Below are 20817 nucleotides of genomic sequence, written 5' to 3' on the forward strand. Positions count from 1 at the left end.
GGGCGGAGATGGGAATGCTCAAGTGGCTGGTCGTGGTGGCGGTGATCGTCCTCCTGACCGGCCTGCTCAGGCCGGACGTCATGCGCCGCCTGCGCTTCGGCCATCTGCCGGGCGATTTTCATTTCCGCCTGTGGGGCCGTGCCATTCATCTGCCATTCACCAGCACGATACTGCTGTGTGTTCTCGGGTGGGCGCTGCTGCGGGCATTGTGAATCGCTCCCTGCGAACGGGCGGCGAGCGGAGTCAGTCTTTCTCTTCCGCATGCCGAGCCTTGACGGCCGCAACCCGGGCCTCGTGCACGCGTTGCGGAATGCTTGCCTTGTCGGTGCAGCTGCGCGCAATCGCTCCCGCGTCGACCGAACGGACCGCGGCGAGCGCGGCCTGCCAGATCGCGGCCTGTACATAAGGGCGCTCGGCCATGCCGGGCCGCCCATGGAAATCACACGCCGCGGCTTCGAGCAACAGGCCGAAACGCTCCGGGCGGCGCAGCGCGTCAGTGCGCTCGAGCAGCTTCACGATCGTCACCGGACGCAATGCCCGTGCCTGATGCAGGATGCCGTGCTCGCGCGCCAGCAGCACGGCGAGGTCGCGGCACTCGAGCGGCGCCTTCAGGCGCTCCGACACGGCCCGCGCGCGATCGGCGCTCTTCGCCTCGTGGCCGTAGTGATGCGGCAATACGTGCACGGGCGTGTCGGCTTTGCCCAGGTCGTGCAGCAGGCAGGCCCAGCGGACGGCGAGCGGCTGCGCGGTGGCCGCGGCGTGGTCGACGACCGCCATCACGTGGATGCCGGTGTCGACTTCCGGGTGGTGCTGCGGCGGTTGCGGCACCCCGAACAGGCGATCGACTTCGGGCAGGATGCGCGCGAGCGCGCAGCATTCGCGCAGCACGGCAAACATCCGCGACGGGCGGGTTTCCATCAGGCCGCGGGCGAGCTCCTGCCACACGCGCTCCGCGACCAGATGGTCGACCTCGCCGTCATCGACCATCGTGCGCATCAGCGCAAGCGTTTCGCCTGCGACGGAAAACCCCTCGAAGCGCGCGGCAAAGCGTGCGACGCGCAGCACGCGCACCGGATCTTCGGCGAACGCTTCGCTGACATGGCGGAACACGCGGTTTTCGAGGTCCCGGCGACCGCCGTACGGGTCGATCAGCGTGCCGTCCTCGTCCTGCGCCATTGCGTTGATCGTCAGGTCGCGGCGGCGCAGGTCCTCTTCGAGCGTGACGTCCGGGGAGGCGTGCACGGTGAAACCGGTATAGCCGCGGCCGCTCTTGCGCTCGGTACGCGCGAGGGCGTATTCCTCGCCGGTGCGAGGATGGAGGAACACCGGGAAATCCTTGCCGACGGCGCGAAAGCCGCGCGCCAGCATCTCGTCGGGGGTCGCGCCGACGACCACCCAGTCATGATCCTGCACCGGCAGGCCGAGCAGGCGGTCGCGCACTGCGCCGCCGACGACATAAACGCGCATCAGCCGTAAAGATCTTCGGACGGGATCGATTCGCTTTCGGCATTCGCTGCCGCTGCCCACTCCTGCATCAGCGGGTGCGCGAGCATCGCGTCGAGGTACTCGCCCGCGGCTGCGGCGGGTCGCACGCCGTAGGTCTTGAAGCGGAAGCAGATTGGCGCGTACATCGCATCGGCTGCCGAGAACGCGCCGAACAGATATGGCCCGGCAGGATTCGCCTGCGTGCCGAAACGCTCGCGGCAATCGTTCCAGATCGCCTCGATGCGTGCGATGTTCGCATCGACCGCCGCGTTGTGTCCCTGGCCGGCGTAGTCCTTGCGGATGTTCATCGTCATGTGCTGGCGCAGGTCGGTGAAGCCGGAATGCATCTCGGCGCTGACCGAGCGGGCGATCGCGCGCGCCGCGGTGTTAGCCGGCCACAGCCCTGGTGCCTTCTCGGCGAGGTATTCGCAGATCGCGAGCGAGTCCCAGATCGCCAGGCCGTGATCGATCAGGCACGGCACTTTCCCGGACGGCGAATGCGACAGGATGCGTTCGCGGCTGCCGGGGATGAACAGCGCGATGCGGATCTCCTCGAACTGCTGGCCGCTGGCCTTCGCCGCGAGCCACGCACGCAACGACCAGGACGAGTAGTTCTTGTTGCCGATGATCAGTTTCATGCGCGAAGTCTCCGTCAGGTGGAAAATCGTCCGGCCGTTCAGCCGTGGAGTCGGCCGGAGTGGCTACGCATCGAATAGTAGCGGGCGCGTTGCGACCTGTCGCCGATATATGACGGCGCGACGGCCTCCAGCGGCGTCGGTGTCATGCCGAACGGCAGCGGCGCGCCGCTCGCGACGTTGTCGACGCGCATCGAGCGCAGGTTGTCGCGGCTCATTATCGGGTTCGGCAGCCATTCCATCAGCGCCGCCTGCATCATCGCGAGCCCGTTCGGCAGGGGGAGGATCGGGCGTGGTGCACTGGCCAGCTCGCTGATGTATTCGACCAGCTCGCGCAGCGTATAGACGCGCGGCCCGGCGAGTTCGAACGTCTCGCCGATGGCGGCCGGATCGCGCAGGCAGCGGCAGATGACCGCAGCCACGTCTTCGACGTGCACGGGCTGGAATCGCGCGCGCGCGCCGGCCAGCGGCAGGAGCGGAAAACGTGTTGCCAGCCTGGCGAAGAGGTTCGTGAAGTGGTCGCCGCGGCCGAACATCACCGCGGGACGCAGCACCGTCCAGGCCGGGGCGTCGCCGCTGGCGCGTATCGCCGCTTCGCCGGCGGCTTTCGAGCGCAGGTATTCGGACGGACCGTCGGGCGAGGCGCCGAGCGCGCTCACATGCACGAGATGGGGAACGCGCGCGGCGTGGCACGCAGCGACGATCTTTTGCGGCAATTCGACATGCGCGCGCGCGAAATCCCGGCCATACGGGGAGCCCGACCGGGAGTGCAGGATCCCGACGAGGTTGATGACCGCATCGACGCCGCTGACGAGGTGCGCGAGCGTCGCCGGATCATGCACGTCCGCCTCGACGACATCGACGGTCGGCAGCAGCAGCAGATGCCGCGCACGGCTCGCACGGCGAGTCGGAACGACGACCTCGACAGCGGCTCCGGCAAGTTGGTTGGCCACTGCGCTGCCGAGGAAGCCGGAGCCGCCGATGAGCGCGACGCGTTCGATTTTCATGTTGAGGCTCCCGTGCAGGCAACGTTGCGATGGTCACTGGTCCTCGGCGGGTCGGGGAGCGATCGTGCCGAGCCGCTGCTTCAGCGACTGGGGCCGGCCTTCGAGCATCGCCGCATAGATGACCGCGTTGGACATCACCTTCTTGACATAGTCGCGCGTCTCGTCGAAAGGAATCGTTTCGGCATAGATCGCGCCTTCGAGCGAGCGCTGGTCGCGCCAGCGTCGCGCCCGGCTCGGCCCTGCATTGTAGCCGGCCGATGCGAGCACCGGATGATTGTCGAGTCCGTCGAGGATCAGCCGCATGTAGCTCGTGCCCAGCAGCACGTTGGTGTTGGGGTCGGTGAGCATGCCTACGTGGTAGTCCGGCAGACCGATCTTGCCGGCGACCCATTTGCCGGTCGCAGGCATCACCTGCATCAGCCCCTGCGCGCCGGAACTCGAACGCGCCGGTGCGATGAAGCGGCTTTCCTGGCGCATCAGCCCGTATACCCAGCTGATGTCGAGCCCGCGCTCGCGTACCTGCGGCTCGATCAGTGGACGATACGGCGTGATGTAGCGCAGGTCGAAGTTGGCGTGCGCATCGGTGCGCTCGGCGGTGTTGATGGCGCGGTCGAAGATCTCGTGCCTGAGCGCGAGGCGTGCGGCCGCGATGAGGAAACCTTCATCCTGGCCGCGCAGGGCCCAGTTCCACTCGCGCGCCGCGTCGGTGCGCAGGTCGAGCCGGTACAGCGCGAGTGCCCGCTGCAGGCCGGGATTGGCTGCGGCTCGCGCGGTGTCGCCCGCCGTCACCGCGCCGTTGCCGGTCGGTGCGGAAAAAAGCTCGCCGTCTTCTTCGGCCGCTAGCAGGCCGTAAAAATGCGGTTCGCCAGCAATGCGCCGGTAAAGCGCCGCAGCTTCGTCCGCGCGGCCGAGGGCAGCGCGTGCGCGGCCCAGCCAGTAGATCCACTCCGCGTTGGCCTGCTCGGCCGCCGGCAGCGCCTCGATCGAGGACTCCACCATGCGCCAGTCCTCTACCCGCAGCGCCGCGCGCACTCGCCACGCGCGCTGCTCGCTGCTCATCGCCACGTCGCCGGCCGCGCGGTACCACTCGGAGGCCTGCGGCAGGCGCGCGAGCGCGCCGTAATGGCCGAGAACCGCGTGGGCGTAGGCCCGTTCGTCGTGATCGAGCCGATCGCTGATGCGCTGAAAACGGACCTGCGCGGCGCGCGGGTCGTCCTTGCGCGCGAGGCTGACCAGCGCCGTCAAGGCGAGCTCGCGGCCGGGCCGGGTCGCGGCGAAGTTCGCGGGCAGGCGGTCGAGGTACGCTTCGGGGGACTTCACTGCGTGGTCGAAACTGGCGAGCTTCGGCATTTCGCCGGCCGCGAGCCAGGCGAGCGTGCTGCGCGCCGCGGTGAAGCTGCGGCTCTCGATCTGCCGGCGGAATCGCCACCACAGCTCGTCCGCGCCGACAGCGCCGCCGGTCGCGAGTGCGCGCAGGACCGGCTCGCAGGCGACGTGGCTGTCGCTCAGTTCCATCCACTGGGCGCGCGTCTCGGCCAGCACTTTGGTGTCGCCGAGGTTGAGCCGGGCGGTGCGGTAATGGCAGCGCAGCTCGGCGTCCGGTTCGCGCAGGTCGACGTACAGGCGCAGGAATCCCGGCCAGTCCTCGTCGCGCACCGTGCGGCGCAGCCAGTCGGCGCGCAGGCGTTCCGCCAGCAGGCTGTCGGGATCCTGCAGCAGGAACTCGGTCAACTCGATGATCGGCGCCGGATCGGGGCGCGCAAGCTTGTTCGACAGCAGCCAGTACCTGACGTACGGATCGAGCGGATGTGAAGTGCGTTGCGTATCGAGCTGCTCGAGCGCGTCCCGGTCGCCGGTGCGCAGCGCCTCCCGCGCCGCCAGGATCCGTTCATCCCCGGGATCGCCGAGCACTCCCGCGCTCAGAACCATCAACCCCAGGGCCACGCCCGCCCACAATCCCTTGATCATCCCTTACCATCCTGTTTTTGATTCGACTCACCTTAGCACAGTGACGACCCCCGTTTCCCCTGCCGATGACGACGTGGACCGCATCCGGCGGGCACTGCGCGAGCGCGCGTGCGCCGAGCGCCTGGCGCTGCCGGACGAGCGCCGCGCGATGCTCACGGAGCAGCTCGAAGCGCATCTTGAGGGGGTGGTCACGCGACTTGCCCCGCGCGTGCTGGCGTTCTGCTGGCCGTATCGGGCCGAGCCCGACCTGCGTGCATGGATGTGCCGCTGGCTCGCCGGCGGACCCTCGCGCATCGCGGCGCTGCCGGTGGTACAGGCAAAGGCAACGCCGATGGTGTTCCGCAGGTGGATGCCGGGCATGGAAATGATCTTCGATCGTCACGGCATCCCGCATCCGCCCGCCGGCGCGGCGATCGTGCCCGACGCGGTGCTGGTGCCGTGCAACGCGTTCGACGCCGCCGGCTACCGGCTCGGCTACGGTGGCGGCTATTTCGATCGCACGCTGGCGCTGATCGACACGGTCGCGGTCGGTGTCGGCTTCGAGCTGGGGCGGGCCGAAACGGTGTATCCGCAGCGCCACGACCGCCCGATGCAGTGGATCGTGACCGAAACAGGGGCTTTCCCGGTCCGGCCGCACGCTGCCTGAAGCGGGGGTTCAGCCGAGGAACATGCGGTATGCCGGGTTCCCGGACTCATCGGCGGATTCATAGCCGAGCCGGTCGAGAAACGCGCTGAATGCCGTCTTGTCGCCGGGAGGCACCTGCATGCCGACCAGCACGCGACCCGAATCCGAGCCGTGGTTGCGGTAGTGGAACAGGCTGATGTTCCAGTCCGAGTGCAGATTCGTGAGGAAATTCATCAGGGCACCGGGGCGCTCGGGGAATTCGAAGCGGTACACCAGCTCGTTGTCGATGTGCGGCGCGTGTCCGCCGACCATGTAGCGGACGTGGCTCTTCGCCATTTCGTCGTCGGTGAGGTCGACTGCCGGCAGTTCGTGGCGCCCGAGCATCTCGATGAGGCGGGACGCCTCGGCGCGGTTGTGCACCGACACGCCGACGAAGATGTGCGCCTGTTCGGCGTCGGCGTAGCGATAGTTGAACTCGGTGATGTGGCGATCGCCGACGAGGCTGCAGAATTTGCGGAACGAGCCGGGGCGTTCCGGGATCGTCACGGCGAACACCGCCTCGCGTTGCTCGCCCACTTCGGCGCGTTCGGCAACGAAACGCAGGCGATCGAAATTCATGTTCGCGCCGGACGCCACCGCTACCAGGCACTTGCCATGCAGATTGTGGCGCTTCGCGTATTCCTTCGCCCCGGCGATCGCCAGCGCGCCGGAAGGCTCGAGGATCGAGCGCGTGTCCTCGAAGACGTCTTTCAGGGCGGCGCAGATCGCGTCGTTGTCGACGAGGACCATCTCGTCGACATACTCCCGGCACAGCCGGAAAGTCTCTTCGCCGATCTGCTTGACCGCGGTGCCGTCGGCGAACAGGCCGACCTGGTCGAGAACGACCCGTTCGCCCGCTGCGAGCGAGCGCGTCATCGCGTCGGCGTCCACCGTCTCGACGCCGACGATCCTGATTTCGGGCCGCAGCCGCTTCACGTAGGCGGCAACGCCGGCGATCAGTCCGCCGCCGCCAACGGCGCAGAAAATCGCGTGGATCGGATCGGGGTGCGCGCGCAGGATCTCCATGCCGATCGTGCCCTGTCCGGCGATGACGTCCGGGTCGTCATAAGGATGGACGAAAGTGAGCTTGTCCACCTTTTCCAGTTCCAGCGAGTGGGCGTAGGCGTCCGAGTAGGAGTCACCGGCGAGCACCACCTCGCCGCCCCGCGCCCTGACCGCGTCGACCTTGATCTGCGGCGTCGAAGTCGGCATCACGATCACCGCGCGCACCCCGAGCTTCTGCGCCGACAGCGCGACGCCTTGTGCATGATTGCCGGCCGAGGCGCAGATCACCCCCCGCTTGAGCGCCTGCGGCGGCAGGTGCGCCATCTTGTTGTAGGCCCCGCGCAGCTTGAAGCTGAATACCGGCTGCATGTCCTCGCGCTTGAGGTAGATGCGGTTGTGGATGCGTGCGGACAGGTTCGGGGCGAGGTCGAGCGGAGTTTCTTCCGCGACGTCATAGACGCGGGCGTTGAGGGTTTTTTCCAGATAATCCGGGATTGCGGCAGTCATCGGCGGTCCCTGAGCGGGAGAACAAAGGGAACGAGCGTAGCAGCCGGCGTGGCACGGCGGCAAGCGTGGGGTCAGTCCGGGCCCGGCTCGCCTTCGAGCATGCGTTGCTGCCGGTCGATGAATTCCTGCGTCGAGTCGATGCCGCGCAGCTGCAGGATCGTCGAGCGCACGGCCGCCTCGAGCAGCACCGCGATGTTGCGGCCGGCCGCGACCGGCAGGATCGCGCGGAGGACCGGCACGCCCAGCACCTCCTGGGTTTCGCGGTGCATCGGCAGCCGCGAAGGATCGGTCTGGCCGGGCAGACGCCGCTCGAGATGGACCACGAGACGCAGGCGCATCTTCCGGCGGCATGCGGTCTCGCCGAAGATGGTGCGGATATTGAGGATGCCCAGACCGCGCACTTCGATGAAATCCTTGAGCATTGCGGGGCAGCGGCCTTCGAGCACGGTCGGCGCGATGCGCGAGAATTCGACGATGTCGTCAGCCACCAGGCCATGGCCGCGCGAGATCAGCTCCAGCGCGAGTTCGGACTTTCCCGCGCCCGAATTGCCGGTGATGAACACGCCCAGTCCAAGCACGTCCATGAACACACCGTGCAGCGAGATTTTCTCGGAGAGCTCGCGCGACAGGTACAGACGGAGCTGATCGATGACGCTGGCGGCAGGATGAGGCGTGGTAAAGAGCGCTATATCGGCGTTCTCGCAGATCGTGCACAGGATCGGAGGGGGCTGACACCTGTCGGCGACGATGATCGCCGGGGGCCGGGCGTTGATGATCTCGGTGAGGTGATGGCCGATTTTCTCGCGGGACTGACGCTGTGCCCAGGACAGCTCGGCGGCCCCGAGGATCTGCAACCGGGCGGGGTGGATCAGGTTCAGGTGGCCGATCAGGTCTGCCGGCCAGATGCGGTCTTCAGTGACCGAAATCGTGCGGTCGAGCTGTCCGCTGACGTGCGTCAGCGCCAGCCTTTCGCGCTGGGCTTCATACAGCAGCGCGACGTTCGTCTGTCGCATGGGGTCCCCAGGAGGCGAACAGGGAGTGGATCGTGGCGGCATCGGGCGCATCGAGCAGGCGCTCGCGGAAGTCGCGGTCGCTGAACATCTGCGCGAGTTCGGAGAGCAACTGCAGGTGGCGCTCGTTCGCCTGCTCCGGCACCAGCAGCACGAACAGCATATTGACCGGTCGCCCGTCCGGCGCGTCGAACTGCACGGGCGTCGCGAGACGCAGAAATGCGCCCGCCGCGTCCTTCAGGCCCTTGATGCGGCCGTGGGGAATCGCGATCCCCTGACCGAGCCCGGTCGAACCGAGGCGTTCGCGTGAAAACAGGCTGTCGAACACCACGCTGTGGGCGATGCCGTGGTTGTTCTCGAACAGCAGGCCAGCCTGTTCAAAGACGCGCTTCTTGCTGCTCGCGTCGAGGTCGATGACCACGTTTGAAGGTGGCAGGAGTTCGGCAATGAGGCTCATGCTGCTCATGACGCGCGCGACGCCGGAAGAGGTGCCGCGCGCGAGAAAAGTCGTAGGGCGTGTCGCAGGCGTGGGACGGATGCCCACGCATTATAGACACCCCCCGGAGCGGGAAGAGAGAGGGACTCGATCAGAGTTCCGTGCTTTGGTGCTTCAGCGCGTCGTGGTTGTGGTCGAACGCTTTCTGCTTGTATTTCATGACTTGGCGGTCGAGCTTGTCGACCATCGCGTCGATCGCCGCATACAGGTCGACGTCGTCGCTCTCGACATAGATGTCCTTGCCGCGCACGTGCAGGGTCACTTCGGCTTTCTGCCGGAGCTTTTCCACCGAAAGAATCACGCCGACGCTCGTCACGTTGTCGAAGTGGCGGATCACGCGGTCGAGCTTGTTCGTGACATATTCGCGAATCGCGGGGCTGACTTCGACATGATGTCCGGTGATGTTGAGATTCATGATCATTCCTCTTTTCAAATCGTCTTGCGCAGGCTGACCGGCGGGATATTGAGTGATTCGCGGTATTTTGCAATGGTGCGCCGCGCCACCACGATACCCTGCTGGCCCAACAATTCGGCAATCTTTGCGTCGGACAGAGGTTTTTTTCCGTCTTCGGCTTCGACCAACTGGCGGATCAGCGCGCGAATCGCCGTTGAGGATGCCGCTCCACCCGTATCGGTGGCGACGTGACTGCCGAAAAAATACTTCAGTTCGAACACGCCTCGCGGGGTGGCCATGAATTTCTGTGTCGTGACCCGCGAAACGGTGGATTCGTGCAGTTCCAGTTGGTCCGCGATTTCCCTCAGCGTCAGCGGGCGCATCGCCACCTCGCCATAATCGAAGAACTGCCGCTGCTGGTCAACGATCGCCTGGGAGACGCGCAGGATCGTGTCGAAACGCTGCTGCACGTTCTTGATCAGCCAGCGCGCTTCCTGCAACTGACTCGTCAAGGCGCCGCCGGAGCCGCGATTCTGCTGCAGGATGCTGGCGTACAGCGAGTTGATGCGCAGTTTCGGCATCGCTTCGGGATTCAGCGTGACGACCCAGCGCCCGCGCTGCTTGCGCACGACGACGTCGGGCATGATGTAGCGCGTTTCCTGCACTGAATGCTGGGAGCCCGGGTGCGGGTCGAGGCTGCAGATCAGCAGGTGCGCGCAGCGCAGCGCATCGTCGTCGCAACCGAGCAGGCGCTTGAGGCGGACGAAGTTGCGTTCGGCAAGAAGCTCGAGGTGATGGTCGACGATCTTCAGCGCGAGCTCGCGCGCTGGAGTCGGGCGCATCGCGCGCAGCTGCAGGCTGAGGCATTCCTGCGGCGTGCGCGCCGCGACGCCTGCGGGGTCGAGGTTCTGCACATGGTGTAGTGCGATCGACAGGTCGTCGAGGTCGTATTCGAGTTCCGGCGGCAACAGCGGCAGCAGCTCTTCGAGCGACTGGTTCAGATAGCCGTCGTCGTCGAGCGCCTCGATGATGAAGCGCACCAGCGCGCGGTCGCGATCGGACAGCGGCGACAGGCTGACCTGCTGGTCGAGGTGATCGCGCAGGCTGGTTTCCGCCGCCTGGAACTCCTGGTAGTCGCTGTCGTCCTCGTCGTCGCGGTTCGACGAGCCGCTTCCCGCGCTCGACCACTCACCGGCTTCGTCGAGGTTCGCCGGTCCCGCGTCGGGGTGCTGTTCGCTCGCCGCGGGAGGATTTTCGTTTTCGCCGCCTGTAGCTGCGGCCGTGGCGGGCGGGGGGACAAAATCGCTGCCGTCGCCGTCCTCGCGTTCGAGCATCGGGTTCTCGAGCAGGAAGCGTTCGAGCTCCTGGTTCAGTTCGAGCGTCGATAACTGCAACAGCTTGATCGACTGCTGCAGTTGCGGTGTCAGCGTGAGGTGCTGGGAGAGTTTGAGCTGGAGGGTCGGCTTCATCGGGAGGTGCTCGATCTGGCTCAGAGGCGGAAATGCTCGCCGAGATAGACCTGACGGACTCTCTCGTTGGCGACGATTTCGCCCGGCCGTCCGCTGGCGAGCACGCGGCCTTCGCTGATGATGTAGGCGCGGTCGCAGATACCGAGCGTCTCGCGCACGTTGTGGTCGGTGATCAGCACCCCGATGCCGCGGTCCTTGAGGAAACGGATGATCTTCTGGATGTCGAGCACCGCGATCGGGTCGACGCCGGCGAACGGCTCGTCGAGCAGGATCAGGCGCGGGTCGGTCGCGAGGGCGCGGGCGATTTCGCAGCGCCGCCGCTCGCCGCCCGACAGCGAGATCGCGGTGTTGTCGCGCAGATGCGCGATGCCGAGCTCCTCGAGCAGTTGTTCGAGTCGCGTGGTGATCTCTTCTTCAGTGAGCGTCTGCAGTTCGAGCACTGCGCGGATGTTCTCGGCGACCGTGAGCTTGCGAAAGACGCTCATCTCCTGCGGCAGATAAGACAGCCCGAGGCGTGCGCGAGCGTGGATCGGCAGGTGCGTGAGAAGCGCCTCGTCGAGCGTGATGTCGCCGCCGTCGGCCCGCACGAGCCCGACGATCATGTAGAAACAGGTCGTTTTGCCGGCGCCGTTCGGCCCGAGCAGTCCGACGACTTCGCCGCTGCCGACTTCGAAGCCGACGTCGTGGACGACCGTGCGCGCCTTGTAGCGCTTCTGCAGCCCGGCAACCTTAAGCAGACTCATCGGGCGTCTCGTTCAGTACCTTGCGGATCACGTCGCCGCCGAAGCCGCGGCTTTGCAGGAAGCGCGCCTGCTTCGCCCATTCCCGGGCATCGGCCGGGGCAGCGCCGAACTTGCCCGTCCATACCTGGCGGGCGCGACCGAGTTCGTCACCGCCGCCTTCGCTCACCAGCGCCGCATCGACGGTCTCGCGCGCCACTCCGCGCTGCGCCAGGTCGTGGCGCAGGCGGGCAGTGCCGAAGCGGGCGGCCTTGCCGCGCACCCAGGCTTCGGCGAAGCGCCGGTCGGAGAGCAGTTCCAGTTCGTGCATGCGGTTCAGGACGTCGTCGATTTCCTCGGCCGTGCCGTAGGGCGCCAGCTTGCGGGCGAGTTCGGCGCGGGAATGGTCGCGTCGCGCGAGATGGCGTATCGCCCGTTCCCGCAAGCTGATTTCAGCCATCGTGCGCCGCTCAGGGCTCGACCGGAGCCACCCCGGCGGGTGCAGCCTCGACAGCCATCGCGTTCAGGCCGACCTGCGCGCGGACCTTGTTTTCGATCTCGCGCGCGAGAGCCGGGTTCGCGCGCAGGAATTCGCGTGAATTGTCCTTGCCCTGGCCGATCTTCTCGCCCTTGTACGCATACCATGCGCCGGACTTGTCGACGATCTTGTGCTGCACGCCGAGGTCGATGATCTCGCCTTCGCGCGAGATGCCTTCGCCGTAGAGGATGTCGAAATGCGCTTCCTTGAACGGCGGCGCGACCTTGTTCTTGACGACCTTGCAGCGCGTCTCGGAGCCGACCACTTCGTCGCCTTTCTTGATCGCGCCAGTGCGGCGGATGTCGAGCCGTACCGAGGCGTAGAACTTCAGCGCGTTGCCGCCGGTCGTGGTCTCCGGGCTACCGAACATCACGCCGATCTTCATGCGGATCTGGTTGATGAAGATCACCAGGGTGTTGGTGCGCTTGATGTTCGCGGTGAGCTTCCTGAGCGCCTGGCTCATCAGGCGGGCCTGCAGGCCGGGCAGCTGGTCGCCCATCTCGCCTTCGATCTCGGCTTTCGGAGTCAGCGCCGCGACCGAGTCGATGACGACGATCTCGACGCCTCCCGAACGCACCAGCATGTCGGCGATCTCGAGCGCCTGCTCACCGGTGTCCGGCTGCGAGATCAGGAGGTCCTGGATGTTCACGCCGAGCTTCTCGGCGTAGCCGACGTCGAGCGCATGCTCGGCATCGATGAATGCGGCGGTGCCGCCGAGCTTCTGCATTTCGGCGATGACCTGCAGCGTCAACGTCGTCTTGCCGGAGGATTCCGGGCCGTAGATTTCGACGACCCGGCCGCGCGGCAAACCGCCCAGACCGAGCGCGATGTCGAGACCGAGCGAGCCGGTCGACACCGTCTGGATGTCACGTTCGATGGTGCCGTCGCCCATCCGCATGATCGAGCCTTTGCCGAACTGCTTCTCGATCTGCGAGAGCGCGGCGGCGAGGGCCTTGGCCTTGTTGTCGTCCATGTCGTGTCCTTTCAAACTTTGCGAATTATGGCACAGAGATTGCTGGGACGCAGGGTGCTGCCTCAGCGGCCTGCCGGGAAATCATATGTCATTATCCCGCGCAACGCCCGGATCACCGCCTGGCGCCGCACCGCTTCCCGGTCCCCGGGAAAATGCCGCGTTTCGCTGCCGATTGCTGCGCCGCGTCGACCCCACGCGAAACACACCATGCCGACCGGCTTGGCCGAGGTGCCGCCGCCCGGGCCGGCGACGCCGGACACCGCCAGCGCAATGTCGGCCCGGCTGCGGGCGAGCGTGCCGGCGACCATCTCGCGCACCGTTTCCTCGCTGACCGCGCCGAAGTCCGCCAGCGTTGCCGCTGTCACCCCGAGAAGTTCCTGCTTGGCTTCGTTGGAGTAGGTCACGAACCCGCAGTCGAACCACCCCGAGCTGCCAGCTGTCGCCGTGACCACTTCGGCGATCCAGCCGCCGGTGCACGATTCGGCGCTCGCAAGCCGCATGCCCCGTGCACCGAGCCACGCCCCGGCTTCCGCCGACAGAGCAGCCAGTTCCCTGTCCATCATCTCATCCAGAAAAACGCACCAGCAAAGCCAGCGCGAGAATGGCGTAGCCGGCCGCGATCACGTCGTCGAGCATCACGCCCAGGCCACCCTTGATGCGACTGTCCGCCCACCGGATTGGTTGCGGCTTGACGATATCGAAAAAGCGGAACAGCACGAAAGCGACGCTCTGCCACAGCAGGCCCGCCGGAGTGAAGAATAGTACCAGCCAGAAAGCGACGATCTCGTCCCAGACGATCGCCCCGTGGTCGGGCACGCCGAGGGCCCGGCCGGTGCGCTCGGCGGCGATCACGCCGGCGACGAAGAAACTCGCCAGCAGCGCGAGGAACACGAAATCCGAGATCGGTGTCCGCAGCAGCGGGTACAGCAGCCAGGCGGCGAGCGTGCCGGCCGTGCCGGGAGCGTGCGGCGCGAGCCCCGTGCCGAAGCCGAGCGAGATGAAATGGGCCGGATGGCTCAGGAGCAGGCGGCACGTCGGGGGCAGCATCGTCGGCCCTTGTCGCACAGGGGTAGGTGGCAGCATCGGGAGCGCCAATGGAAATCAGATGAAATGATCGTAGCTGCGGCACTCGGGCGGGCGTTCGCTACCGTCCGGGTGGCGCAGCAGCAGGGAGCCGGCGTGGTCGGTGATCGTGCCGATGCGCGTGAACGGCAGATCCAGCCGCCGGGCGAGCGCGCCGAAGTGCTCGCGTTGCGCAGCGGCGGCGGTGAATAGCAGCTCGTAGTCGTCGCCGCCGCCGAGCACGCAGCGCAGGGCGAATTCGACGTCGGCGCCGGCCGCGAGCAACGCGCCGAGCGGCAGCGCGGCGAGGTCGAGGACCGCGCCGGTGCCGGAAGCCTCGAGGATGTGCGTGAGATCGCCGACCAGTCCGTCGGAGACGTCCAGCATCGCATGGGCGACACCGCGCAGCGCGAGGCCTGCAGCGACGCGCGGCTGCGGGCGATGCAGCGCGTCGATGCACGGCGTGACCGCAGCGGCATCGAGTGCCGTCTCGCCGCGCAGGAACGCGAGGCCGAGCGCCCCGCGGCCGGGTTCGCCGGTGATCCAGATATCGTCGCCCGGACGGGCGCCGGCGCGCGTGACCGCCGAGCCTGCCGGCACTTCACCGGTGATCGTCACGCACAGGTTCAGCGGGCCGCGCGTCGTGTCGCCGCCGGCGAGGTCGACGCCGAACTGCGCGGCGCACGCGAAGAGGCCGCGCGCGAACGCCTCGATCCACGCTTCGTCGGCCGCCGGCAGGGCGAGCGCGAGCAGCGCCCAGCGCGGTTCGGCTCCCATCGCCGCAAGATCGGAGATGTTGACCGCCAGCGCTTTCCAGCCGAGCGCCTCGGGCTCCGCGTCGGCGAAGAAATGCGTGCCGGCGACGAGCATGTCGGTCGAGGTTGCGAGCTGCATGCCCGGCCGCGGCGTGAACAGCGCCGCGTCATCGCCGACGGCGAGCTCGGTGTGACGGGCGGGGCGGGTGAAGTGGCGGCGGATCAGGTCGAATTCGGAAGGCATCGCGGCACGGCGCAGGCGGAATGGAGCGGCTCATCGGGTCGAAAAGCTTAACCCGGCCGCCCCTGACTGCCCGAACTATTTTCCGCGGCTGCGGGATTTCTCCGCAGGGTTCCCGCTCACTCGCACAGGCCGAGAATCTTTTCCTGCTGCGTGCACTGCTTCTGCTCGACTGCCGGCGACGTCGCCGTCAGCTCCGGGCAGGCGCGCAAGTGTTGCTCCATCGGCGGAAAGTAGGACCAGCCCTTGCCCAGCGCCGGCAGCGAAAGCTCGACTTCATTCCACTTCGGATGGCCTTCGGCACGCAAGCGCGGGAAATTGCGGCACAGCGATCCGGCGAACCTTGTCAGGTAGCGGATCGTCTCGGGACGGGTGTAATTGTAGGTCACGAGGAACGCCTTGACGGCGATGCCGGAGACGTCCTCGGTCAGCACGTTGGGATAGTTCGCGGCGCGCACGGTCGCCGGAAAATACGTGCGCAGCGCGGCTCGGGTCGTGCTGTGGTTCGGATCGAGCTTGAGCAGCTTGATGAACTGCCGCGCCTCGGGTTTCATGTCGGTCAGGAGCTTGGCCGGCTGCCCGGCGACGACGACGACGACGTCGAGCGTCTTTTCGGTCAGCAGCTTGACGAGCGCGTCCTCGTTCGAAAGGTAGCTGGTGTTTCCCTCGGCGATCGGTTTGCCGAACATCAGCCGGTACAGCGTCGTCGCCGACAGCGCAGTGCCGCTGCCCACCGGGCCGACGTTGATTTTCGCGTCCTTGATTTCGTGGATGAATTCAGCCGGAGTGTCGGCGCGCGTGATGAAGTAGATCTCCTCGTTGTACAGCGGCATGATCACGCGCAGCGGGTGCAGCATGCGGGCCGCAGCGACGTTGCCTTCCTGCGCCTGGTCGAGGAACGCCTGATAGACGTCCGACTGCACCATCGCGAACTTCACGCCGGGCTCGTAGCGCAGGCGCCGCACGTTTTCGGCCGAGCCGGCCGACGGCAGCACCTCGAGCGCGATGTTCGCTTCCGGGGCGACGAGTTTCGCGATGTCGCGGCCGATCTGGATGTAGGTGCCGCGTTCCGACGCAGTCACGATCTTGAATTCCGCCGCCGCCGATGCTGCCGGAACCTGCAGGGCGAGGAGGATTCCTGCAACGATGCCGATCGCCGATATCCGCATTTTGTTTCCCCTTTTAGCGTGAATGCTCAGTTGCACTCAGTTGCACTCAGTTGCATAGTCCGAGTGCGGCGACTGCAGGAGTGCAGGAGTACGGCGACACCCGGGCGTCATCGGCTGGTGCCGAAGGTTCTGTCGCGGCCGGCTGTGCCGCAAGCGCTTCCTCGTTCGCCGATGATTTCGCCGGCACCGGCGGAGGCGCGACCGACACCGCCTCGATGTCGTCGGCCGGCGCGGAAGAGGGCGGGACGACCCTGAGCGTGGCGTCGACCGCTGCGGTGGAAGGCGATGCGTCCTGCGCCACGCTCGCCGGCTCGCCGCCGGTCGAGTAGAGGCGGTAAAGGATCGCGGCGCCGATGACGAAAAACACTACCGCCAGCGCTCTCGTCCAGGAGCTGGAGAGCCGGCTGCCGGAAATGCCCGGCTTCGCGCTGCTCGACGCTTCCGGCCGGGCGGAGTCGTGAGGGAAACCCGGGTTCATCGTCGTATCGGCGGCTTCGTCGCCGGTCGCTCCGGGCGGCACGCTCGCCTCGTCGCCGGTCGCGAATGAAGCGCCGCACTTGTAGCAGGCTGTCGCCGAAGCGTGATCGATGGCACCGCAATGCGTGCACAACTGCAGGTTCAACAGGGAACCGCAGGCATTGCAGAATTTCGCGGCCGCCGGGTTCTCGTGACTACAGAATGAGCATTGGAGCGTGTCCATAGGGCTCAGAGTATGGAAGAGACTCGGTTACATTCAAGAGCCCATTACATTCGGATACTCAATCCCGCTTTGCCGGGAACGGCGCGTTTCAGACGAAGACGGGCTCGGGTTCGAGATCCACGCCGAAGCGTCGCGAAACGTCGTCCCGGATCGCCTGCGCGATGCGCCGGACGTCGGTGCCGGTCGCCCCGCCACGGTTGACGAGCACCAGCGCCTGCCTTTCATACACGCCGACCGGGCCGAGATCGCGTCCTTTCCAGCCGCAGCGGTCGATCAGCCAGCCGGCGGCGAGCTTCACGCTGCCGTCGGGCTGCAGGTAGTGCGGCAAGTCGGGGTGGCCGGCGACGAGGCGGCCGAGCGTGGCCGCATCGATGACGGGGTTCTTGAAGAAGCTGCCGACATTGCCGATCGCTGCCGGGTCAGGCAGCTTGCGCCGGCGGATCGCGATCACGGCGTCGGAAACGTCGATCGGACCCGGGGCGACGCTGCCGCGCGCGGCGAGCTCTTCCGCGACGTCCGCGTAGCGGATGACCGGCAGCCAGCGCTTGGGCAGGCGGAAAGTGACCGACGTGACGAGCGTGCGGCCCGCCAGCTCATGCTTGAAAATGCTGTCGCGATAGCCGAAGCGGCAGTCGGCGGCCTCCAGCCGGAAGCTCGCGCCGGTTTCCAGTGACACGACTGCGAGCGATGCGAAACGCTCGGCGACTTCGAGCCCGTACGCGCCGATGTTCTGGATCGGGGCCGCGCCGACGGTGCCGGGAATCAGCGACAGGTTTTCGAGCCCCGGCCAGCCTTGCGCGAGCGTCCAGCGCACGAAATCGTGCCAGTTCTCTCCGGCGCCGGCCTCGACGTACCACGCGTCGTCGTCATCGCCGACGAGCCGGCGTCCGCCGATCGCGACTTTCAGCACGAGCCCGTGGAAATCGCCGGTCAATACCAGGTTGCTGCCGCCTCCGAGCACGAGACGGGGCGCCCCGGCCCAGTCGGGTTGCGCGAGCAGCGCGGCGAGTTGCGCCGGATGCTCGACGATCGCGAGGCGGTCGGCTCGCGCCGGAAGTCCGAAAGTGTTGAGAGCCTGCAGGTCGGCGTGCGGTTCGAGCGCCGGCAGCGGCGCGGCGCCGCTGTTACCGGGCACCGGAAAGCGATCCGCAGCGCTGCGGTTCGATCGGGAACGCGCGGTCGTAGCCGAGGTTGAACGCGAAGGCGTACAGCACGTAGGCCGTCGCGAGCCCGAGGTCCGCGAGCAGCGCTTCGAACCAGCTCATGCCGGTCCAGGCCGTGATGATCGGCAGGCTCATCAGCAGCAGTCCGCTTTCGAAGCCGATCGCGTGCGCGATGCGCAGCGGGAGCGGTCGGCGATCGGCCGGCCGGCCGGCGAGCTTCGCCTCGATGCGGTCGAAACAGGTGTTGTACGCGGCATTCCATGCCGCCGCGAGCAGCGCGATCAGCGCCAGCAGGCCGACCGAATCGGACAGCGGCACGCCGCTCGCCCAGGCGAAAGGCGGAGTCACCAGCGCCAGCCCGCCCAGCTCGAACAGCGCGACCTGGCGGATCCGGTCGCGGACGGAACGCAGCGGGGGGCGAAGTTCGGAGGGGTGGGAGGACATGGGTGACGACTTTCGTGGAGCCGGCAAAGATAGAGCCTAGCTGCAGCCAGCGCAACCGGACCGGTCCGTCAATTGCCGGGCCTGCCCTCGTCGCCCGGGCGTCGCCGCTCACCGCGCGACGCATCGCCTTCATTTCCCGTTGCCCGTCGCTCGATCTGCCTGCGCTGCTCGCTCTGCTGCCGCTCCTGCATCTCGCGCTGCCGTTCCAGTTGCCGCTGCTGCCGTTGCAACTGGTCCTGTTGCTGACTCTGTTGGTGCCGCAGCTGGCGTTCGCGTTCCTGTGACTGGCGCTGCCGCAGTTCCTCCTGTCGCTCCATGGCCTGGCGACGCTGCTGTCCCAGTTCCTGTTGCTGCTGGATCCGCTGTTGCTCCAGGTCCCGTTGCTGCCGTTGCATCCGCTCCTGTTGCTGCCGCTGGAGCTGTTCCTGCTGCTGGCGCTCGCGCTGCTGCGACTGGCGCTGCCGCAGTTCCTCCTGCCGCTCCATCGTTTGGCGACGCTGCTGGTCCTGCTGCTCCAGCGCGCGCGGGCGCTGCGCCTGTTCGCGCGCGCGTTCCTGTTGCTGCCGGTGCTGGTCCCGTTGCTGTTGTATCCGCTGCTGGTCCTGTTCCTGCGGACGCTGTTGCAGTTCCCGCACGTTCTGCTGCGGGGCGTGCTGAGGCATTGCCGGGACTGGGGCGCGTGGCTGTGCTTCCTGGGCGGAAGGGAGTCGACGTTCACGCTCGACTCGCTGTTCGTCGCCCGTTCCGGGTCGCCTCGGCTCCCTGCTGTCGATGCGACGCGCAGGAGGTGTTTCGCGGGCGCGTCCGTCTTCGGGCATGGCGCGCAGGCGCCGTTCTTCCGGCCATGTGCGCTCCCGCTGCCGGCGCTCTTCGACCGCTTCGCGCAGGCGGGCGGCGCGCCGTGCCTGCTCGTCGCGTAGCCGCTCCTCGTCCCGCGGCCGCGTTGCGCGTTCGACGCGATCATGTTCGACGACGAGACGAGGGTCGAGTGGCGGGACATGGGTGGCCGGGCGCGGTGGACGTCCTTTGCGTTCGTCGTCGCGCAACGCGTGACGGAAGACCGGGCGGGAATGCCTGACGACTTCGCCGGGCACGACCGTCACCGCTTCGCGCCGGTCGCGATGCGCATAGCGGGCGTGTCGCGGTTCTCGTGCCGTCCGGTCGATATGGACGACGTTGGTGACATGAGTGATGTTGATCCGGCGCACGTAGGTCGTGCTGTGGCGGTAGCTGGGAACATAGACTTCGCGCGGGCCGAGGGGGAACCAGCCGATGTGCGGCAGCGAGCCGGACGAGAGACTGATGCTCACGCCCGGCAGGCCCATCCAGACGACGAGCGCAGGCGCGTACACCGGCCGCGCAACGTAGGTGCCCGGCACCCAGCCCCATGTTCCGCCGACCATCACCCAGCGGCCGTAATGGAACGGGGCGAAGCCCCACGGCGCGTCGTCGACCCACGTCCAGCCCCACGGCTGGACCAGCACCCAGCGCCCCGAACGATAGGGAGCCCAGCCGGACGGCACGCTGCGCGGGTACCACACCGGCCCGTAGTCGTCGACCGTTCGCCAGTCGCCGTATTCACGCAGAGCCTCGGCGCCGGTCATCTCGGGCGACACGTGGCGCGGCTCGCCGAGCCGGTCGTCATGCTCGTCGCGGGCCAGCGTCCAGTCGGAGAAATCGTCCCGCTCGGGGTCGCTCCAGCGCACTTCGGTGTGGTCGGAAAACAGGACGTGCGCGCGTCGCCCTTCGGTCACGACGACGTCGCTGTCCTCCGAGCGGAAATCGAGCTCGCCACCGCGGTAGTTCGTCAGGACAGTCGTGGCGTTCTGGTAATCGACGCGGTATTGACCCGGCTTGTCGGCGACGACGAGGCCGTCGCGGGTCTCGACCTCGATCGCAGCTGCCGCGTCGCGGCTTCGGATCCGGATCGCGACGCTGCCGCGTTCGAGTTCGATGCGTATACGTTCGTCATCGAGCTGGCGGATGTCGATGGACGTCGAGCCGTCGAGCCGCAGCACGCTCGATCCGATCCGGACTTCGGCGCGGCTCCCCGCTTCAGTGCCGAGGGCATCGCCCGAAGTCAGCGGCCAGTTCAGGCTGGCGCTTTCCCACTGTCGGCTGTCGGCCGGACGCAGCGACACCTCCCCGTCGAGCAGCGCCAGGCGTCCGACGCGGGCGGGCGGGTCGGCCAACGCGGGACCCGCCAGAAGCACGACCAGCGGCAGTGCGAACAGGAAGCGAAGAGCGCGGAACATCTTGTCGAGTCTCCCGGGAAATCCCTGCGAAAGGGGAAAGGGCGGTGAGTCGCGTGCCGGCCGAGGTTGCCAGGTTCATTCTCGGCAGACGTGACGTTTCGGCCGCCGTCGTACCGGATTCAACGTATGGACGGGTCGGGCGATGACGAGGCGCACAA

22 protein-coding genes are annotated in these 20817 nt (G+C 67.2%); 2 read left to right on the forward strand and 20 right to left on the reverse strand.

Going from position 1 to position 20817, the window contains the following annotated elements:
* Positions 1 to 14 precede the first annotated feature (14 nt).
* Positions 15 to 212 carry a DUF2905 domain-containing protein gene (locus EBN1_RS09475; protein WP_011237726.1) on the forward strand — a complete coding sequence of 66 codons (198 nt, stop codon included), beginning with the start codon at positions 15 to 17 and terminating at the stop codon, positions 210 to 212.
* Positions 213 to 243: 31 nt separating this feature from the next.
* Here the strand turns inward: EBN1_RS09475 and EBN1_RS09480 are convergent, their stop codons facing one another.
* Genes EBN1_RS09480 through EBN1_RS09495 form a run of 4 tightly spaced genes read right to left on the reverse strand, consistent with a single transcriptional unit; the run spans position 244 to position 5095 of the window.
* On the reverse strand, positions 244 to 1467 hold the full coding sequence (locus EBN1_RS09480; RefSeq protein WP_011237727.1) for a multifunctional CCA addition/repair protein: 1224 nt from the start codon (positions 1465 to 1467) through the stop codon (positions 244 to 246).
* Positions 1467 to 2123, reverse strand: a complete 657-nt coding sequence (locus EBN1_RS09485; RefSeq protein ID WP_011237728.1) for a glutathione S-transferase family protein — start codon at positions 2121 to 2123, stop codon at positions 1467 to 1469. Before EBN1_RS09485 ends, EBN1_RS09480 begins: the two co-directional genes overlap by 1 nt.
* Positions 2124 to 2161: 38 nt before the next feature.
* The gene (locus tag EBN1_RS09490) at positions 2162 to 3127 is read right to left on the reverse strand and encodes a complex I NDUFA9 subunit family protein (RefSeq protein WP_011237729.1); all 966 of its coding nucleotides are present in this window, start codon (positions 3125 to 3127) and stop codon (positions 2162 to 2164) included.
* Positions 3128 to 3160: 33 nt separating this feature from the next.
* Positions 3161 to 5095 (reverse strand): lytic transglycosylase domain-containing protein, encoded by a 1935-nt coding sequence (locus EBN1_RS09495; RefSeq protein WP_011237730.1) that lies wholly within the window; start codon positions 5093 to 5095, stop codon positions 3161 to 3163.
* A gap of 148 nt (positions 5096 to 5243) precedes the next feature.
* Between EBN1_RS09495 and EBN1_RS09500 the strand changes: the two genes are divergently transcribed.
* Positions 5244 to 5741, forward strand: coding sequence for a 5-formyltetrahydrofolate cyclo-ligase (locus EBN1_RS09500; RefSeq protein WP_011237731.1), 498 nt, complete (start codon positions 5244 to 5246; stop codon positions 5739 to 5741).
* 9 nt (positions 5742 to 5750) lie between these two features.
* Here the strand turns inward: EBN1_RS09500 and ilvA are convergent, their stop codons facing one another.
* The 16 genes from ilvA to EBN1_RS09580 all read right to left on the reverse strand — a co-directional run bounded on the left by ilvA (position 5751) and on the right by EBN1_RS09580 (position 20659).
* Positions 5751 to 7271: a threonine ammonia-lyase, biosynthetic gene (gene ilvA / locus EBN1_RS09505; RefSeq protein WP_011237732.1), complete on the reverse strand. Its 1521-nt coding sequence runs from the start codon at positions 7269 to 7271 to the stop codon at positions 5751 to 5753.
* A gap of 71 nt (positions 7272 to 7342) precedes the next feature.
* On the reverse strand, positions 7343 to 8284 hold the full coding sequence (gene hprK / locus EBN1_RS09510; protein ID WP_011237733.1) for an HPr(Ser) kinase/phosphatase: 942 nt from the start codon (positions 8282 to 8284) through the stop codon (positions 7343 to 7345).
* Positions 8253 to 8738 carry a PTS IIA-like nitrogen regulatory protein PtsN gene (gene ptsN, locus EBN1_RS09515; RefSeq protein WP_011237734.1) on the reverse strand — a complete coding sequence of 162 codons (486 nt, stop codon included), beginning with the start codon at positions 8736 to 8738 and terminating at the stop codon, positions 8253 to 8255. The genes hprK and ptsN overlap by 32 nt, the downstream gene beginning before the upstream one ends.
* 130 nt (positions 8739 to 8868) lie before the next feature.
* On the reverse strand, positions 8869 to 9192 hold the full coding sequence (hpf, locus tag EBN1_RS09520; RefSeq protein ID WP_011237735.1) for a ribosome hibernation-promoting factor, HPF/YfiA family: 324 nt from the start codon (positions 9190 to 9192) through the stop codon (positions 8869 to 8871).
* Positions 9193 to 9206: 14 nt separating this feature from the next.
* A complete protein-coding gene (locus tag EBN1_RS09525; protein ID WP_011237736.1) occupies positions 9207 to 10640 on the reverse strand; it encodes an RNA polymerase factor sigma-54 in 1434 nt (477 codons plus the stop codon).
* Positions 10641 to 10660: 20 nt separating this feature from the next.
* Positions 10661 to 11383 carry an LPS export ABC transporter ATP-binding protein gene (gene lptB / locus EBN1_RS09530; RefSeq protein ID WP_011237737.1) on the reverse strand — a complete coding sequence of 241 codons (723 nt, stop codon included), beginning with the start codon at positions 11381 to 11383 and terminating at the stop codon, positions 10661 to 10663.
* Positions 11370 to 11819 carry a recombination regulator RecX gene (gene recX, locus EBN1_RS09535; RefSeq protein ID WP_041646128.1) on the reverse strand — a complete coding sequence of 150 codons (450 nt, stop codon included), beginning with the start codon at positions 11817 to 11819 and terminating at the stop codon, positions 11370 to 11372. The genes lptB and recX overlap by 14 nt, the downstream gene beginning before the upstream one ends.
* A gap of 10 nt (positions 11820 to 11829) precedes the next feature.
* The gene (gene recA, locus EBN1_RS09540; RefSeq protein ID WP_011237739.1) at positions 11830 to 12870 is read right to left on the reverse strand and encodes a recombinase RecA; all 1041 of its coding nucleotides are present in this window, start codon (positions 12868 to 12870) and stop codon (positions 11830 to 11832) included.
* 62 nt (positions 12871 to 12932) lie between these two features.
* The gene (locus EBN1_RS09545; RefSeq protein WP_011237740.1) at positions 12933 to 13433 is read right to left on the reverse strand and encodes a CinA family protein; all 501 of its coding nucleotides are present in this window, start codon (positions 13431 to 13433) and stop codon (positions 12933 to 12935) included.
* A gap of 1 nt (position 13434) precedes the next feature.
* Positions 13435 to 13914 (reverse strand): phosphatidylglycerophosphatase A family protein, encoded by a 480-nt coding sequence (locus EBN1_RS09550; RefSeq protein WP_041647110.1) that lies wholly within the window; start codon positions 13912 to 13914, stop codon positions 13435 to 13437.
* Positions 13915 to 13971: 57 nt separating this feature from the next.
* Positions 13972 to 14931, reverse strand: coding sequence for a thiamine-phosphate kinase (thiL, locus tag EBN1_RS09555; protein ID WP_011237742.1), 960 nt, complete (start codon positions 14929 to 14931; stop codon positions 13972 to 13974).
* Between the two features lie 116 nt (positions 14932 to 15047).
* Entirely contained in the window at positions 15048 to 16097 is a 1050-nt protein-coding gene (locus tag EBN1_RS09560; protein ID WP_011237743.1) for a TAXI family TRAP transporter solute-binding subunit, read from the reverse strand.
* Between the two features lie 46 nt (positions 16098 to 16143).
* Positions 16144 to 16797: a zinc ribbon domain-containing protein gene (locus EBN1_RS09565; protein ID WP_011237744.1), complete on the reverse strand. Its 654-nt coding sequence runs from the start codon at positions 16795 to 16797 to the stop codon at positions 16144 to 16146.
* Positions 16798 to 16885: 88 nt separating this feature from the next.
* Positions 16886 to 17932 carry a UDP-N-acetylmuramate dehydrogenase gene (gene murB, locus EBN1_RS09570; protein ID WP_011237745.1) on the reverse strand — a complete coding sequence of 349 codons (1047 nt, stop codon included), beginning with the start codon at positions 17930 to 17932 and terminating at the stop codon, positions 16886 to 16888.
* Positions 17922 to 18404, reverse strand: coding sequence for a PACE efflux transporter (locus tag EBN1_RS09575; protein ID WP_011237746.1), 483 nt, complete (start codon positions 18402 to 18404; stop codon positions 17922 to 17924). The genes murB and EBN1_RS09575 overlap by 11 nt, the downstream gene beginning before the upstream one ends.
* 68 nt (positions 18405 to 18472) lie before the next feature.
* Positions 18473 to 20659, reverse strand: a complete 2187-nt coding sequence (locus tag EBN1_RS09580; protein ID WP_011237747.1) for a DUF6600 domain-containing protein — start codon at positions 20657 to 20659, stop codon at positions 18473 to 18475.
* Positions 20660 to 20817 lie beyond the last annotated feature (158 nt).

It is taken from the genome of Aromatoleum aromaticum EbN1, assembly GCF_000025965.1.
Lineage (GTDB): Bacteria > Pseudomonadota > Gammaproteobacteria > Burkholderiales > Rhodocyclaceae > Aromatoleum > Aromatoleum aromaticum.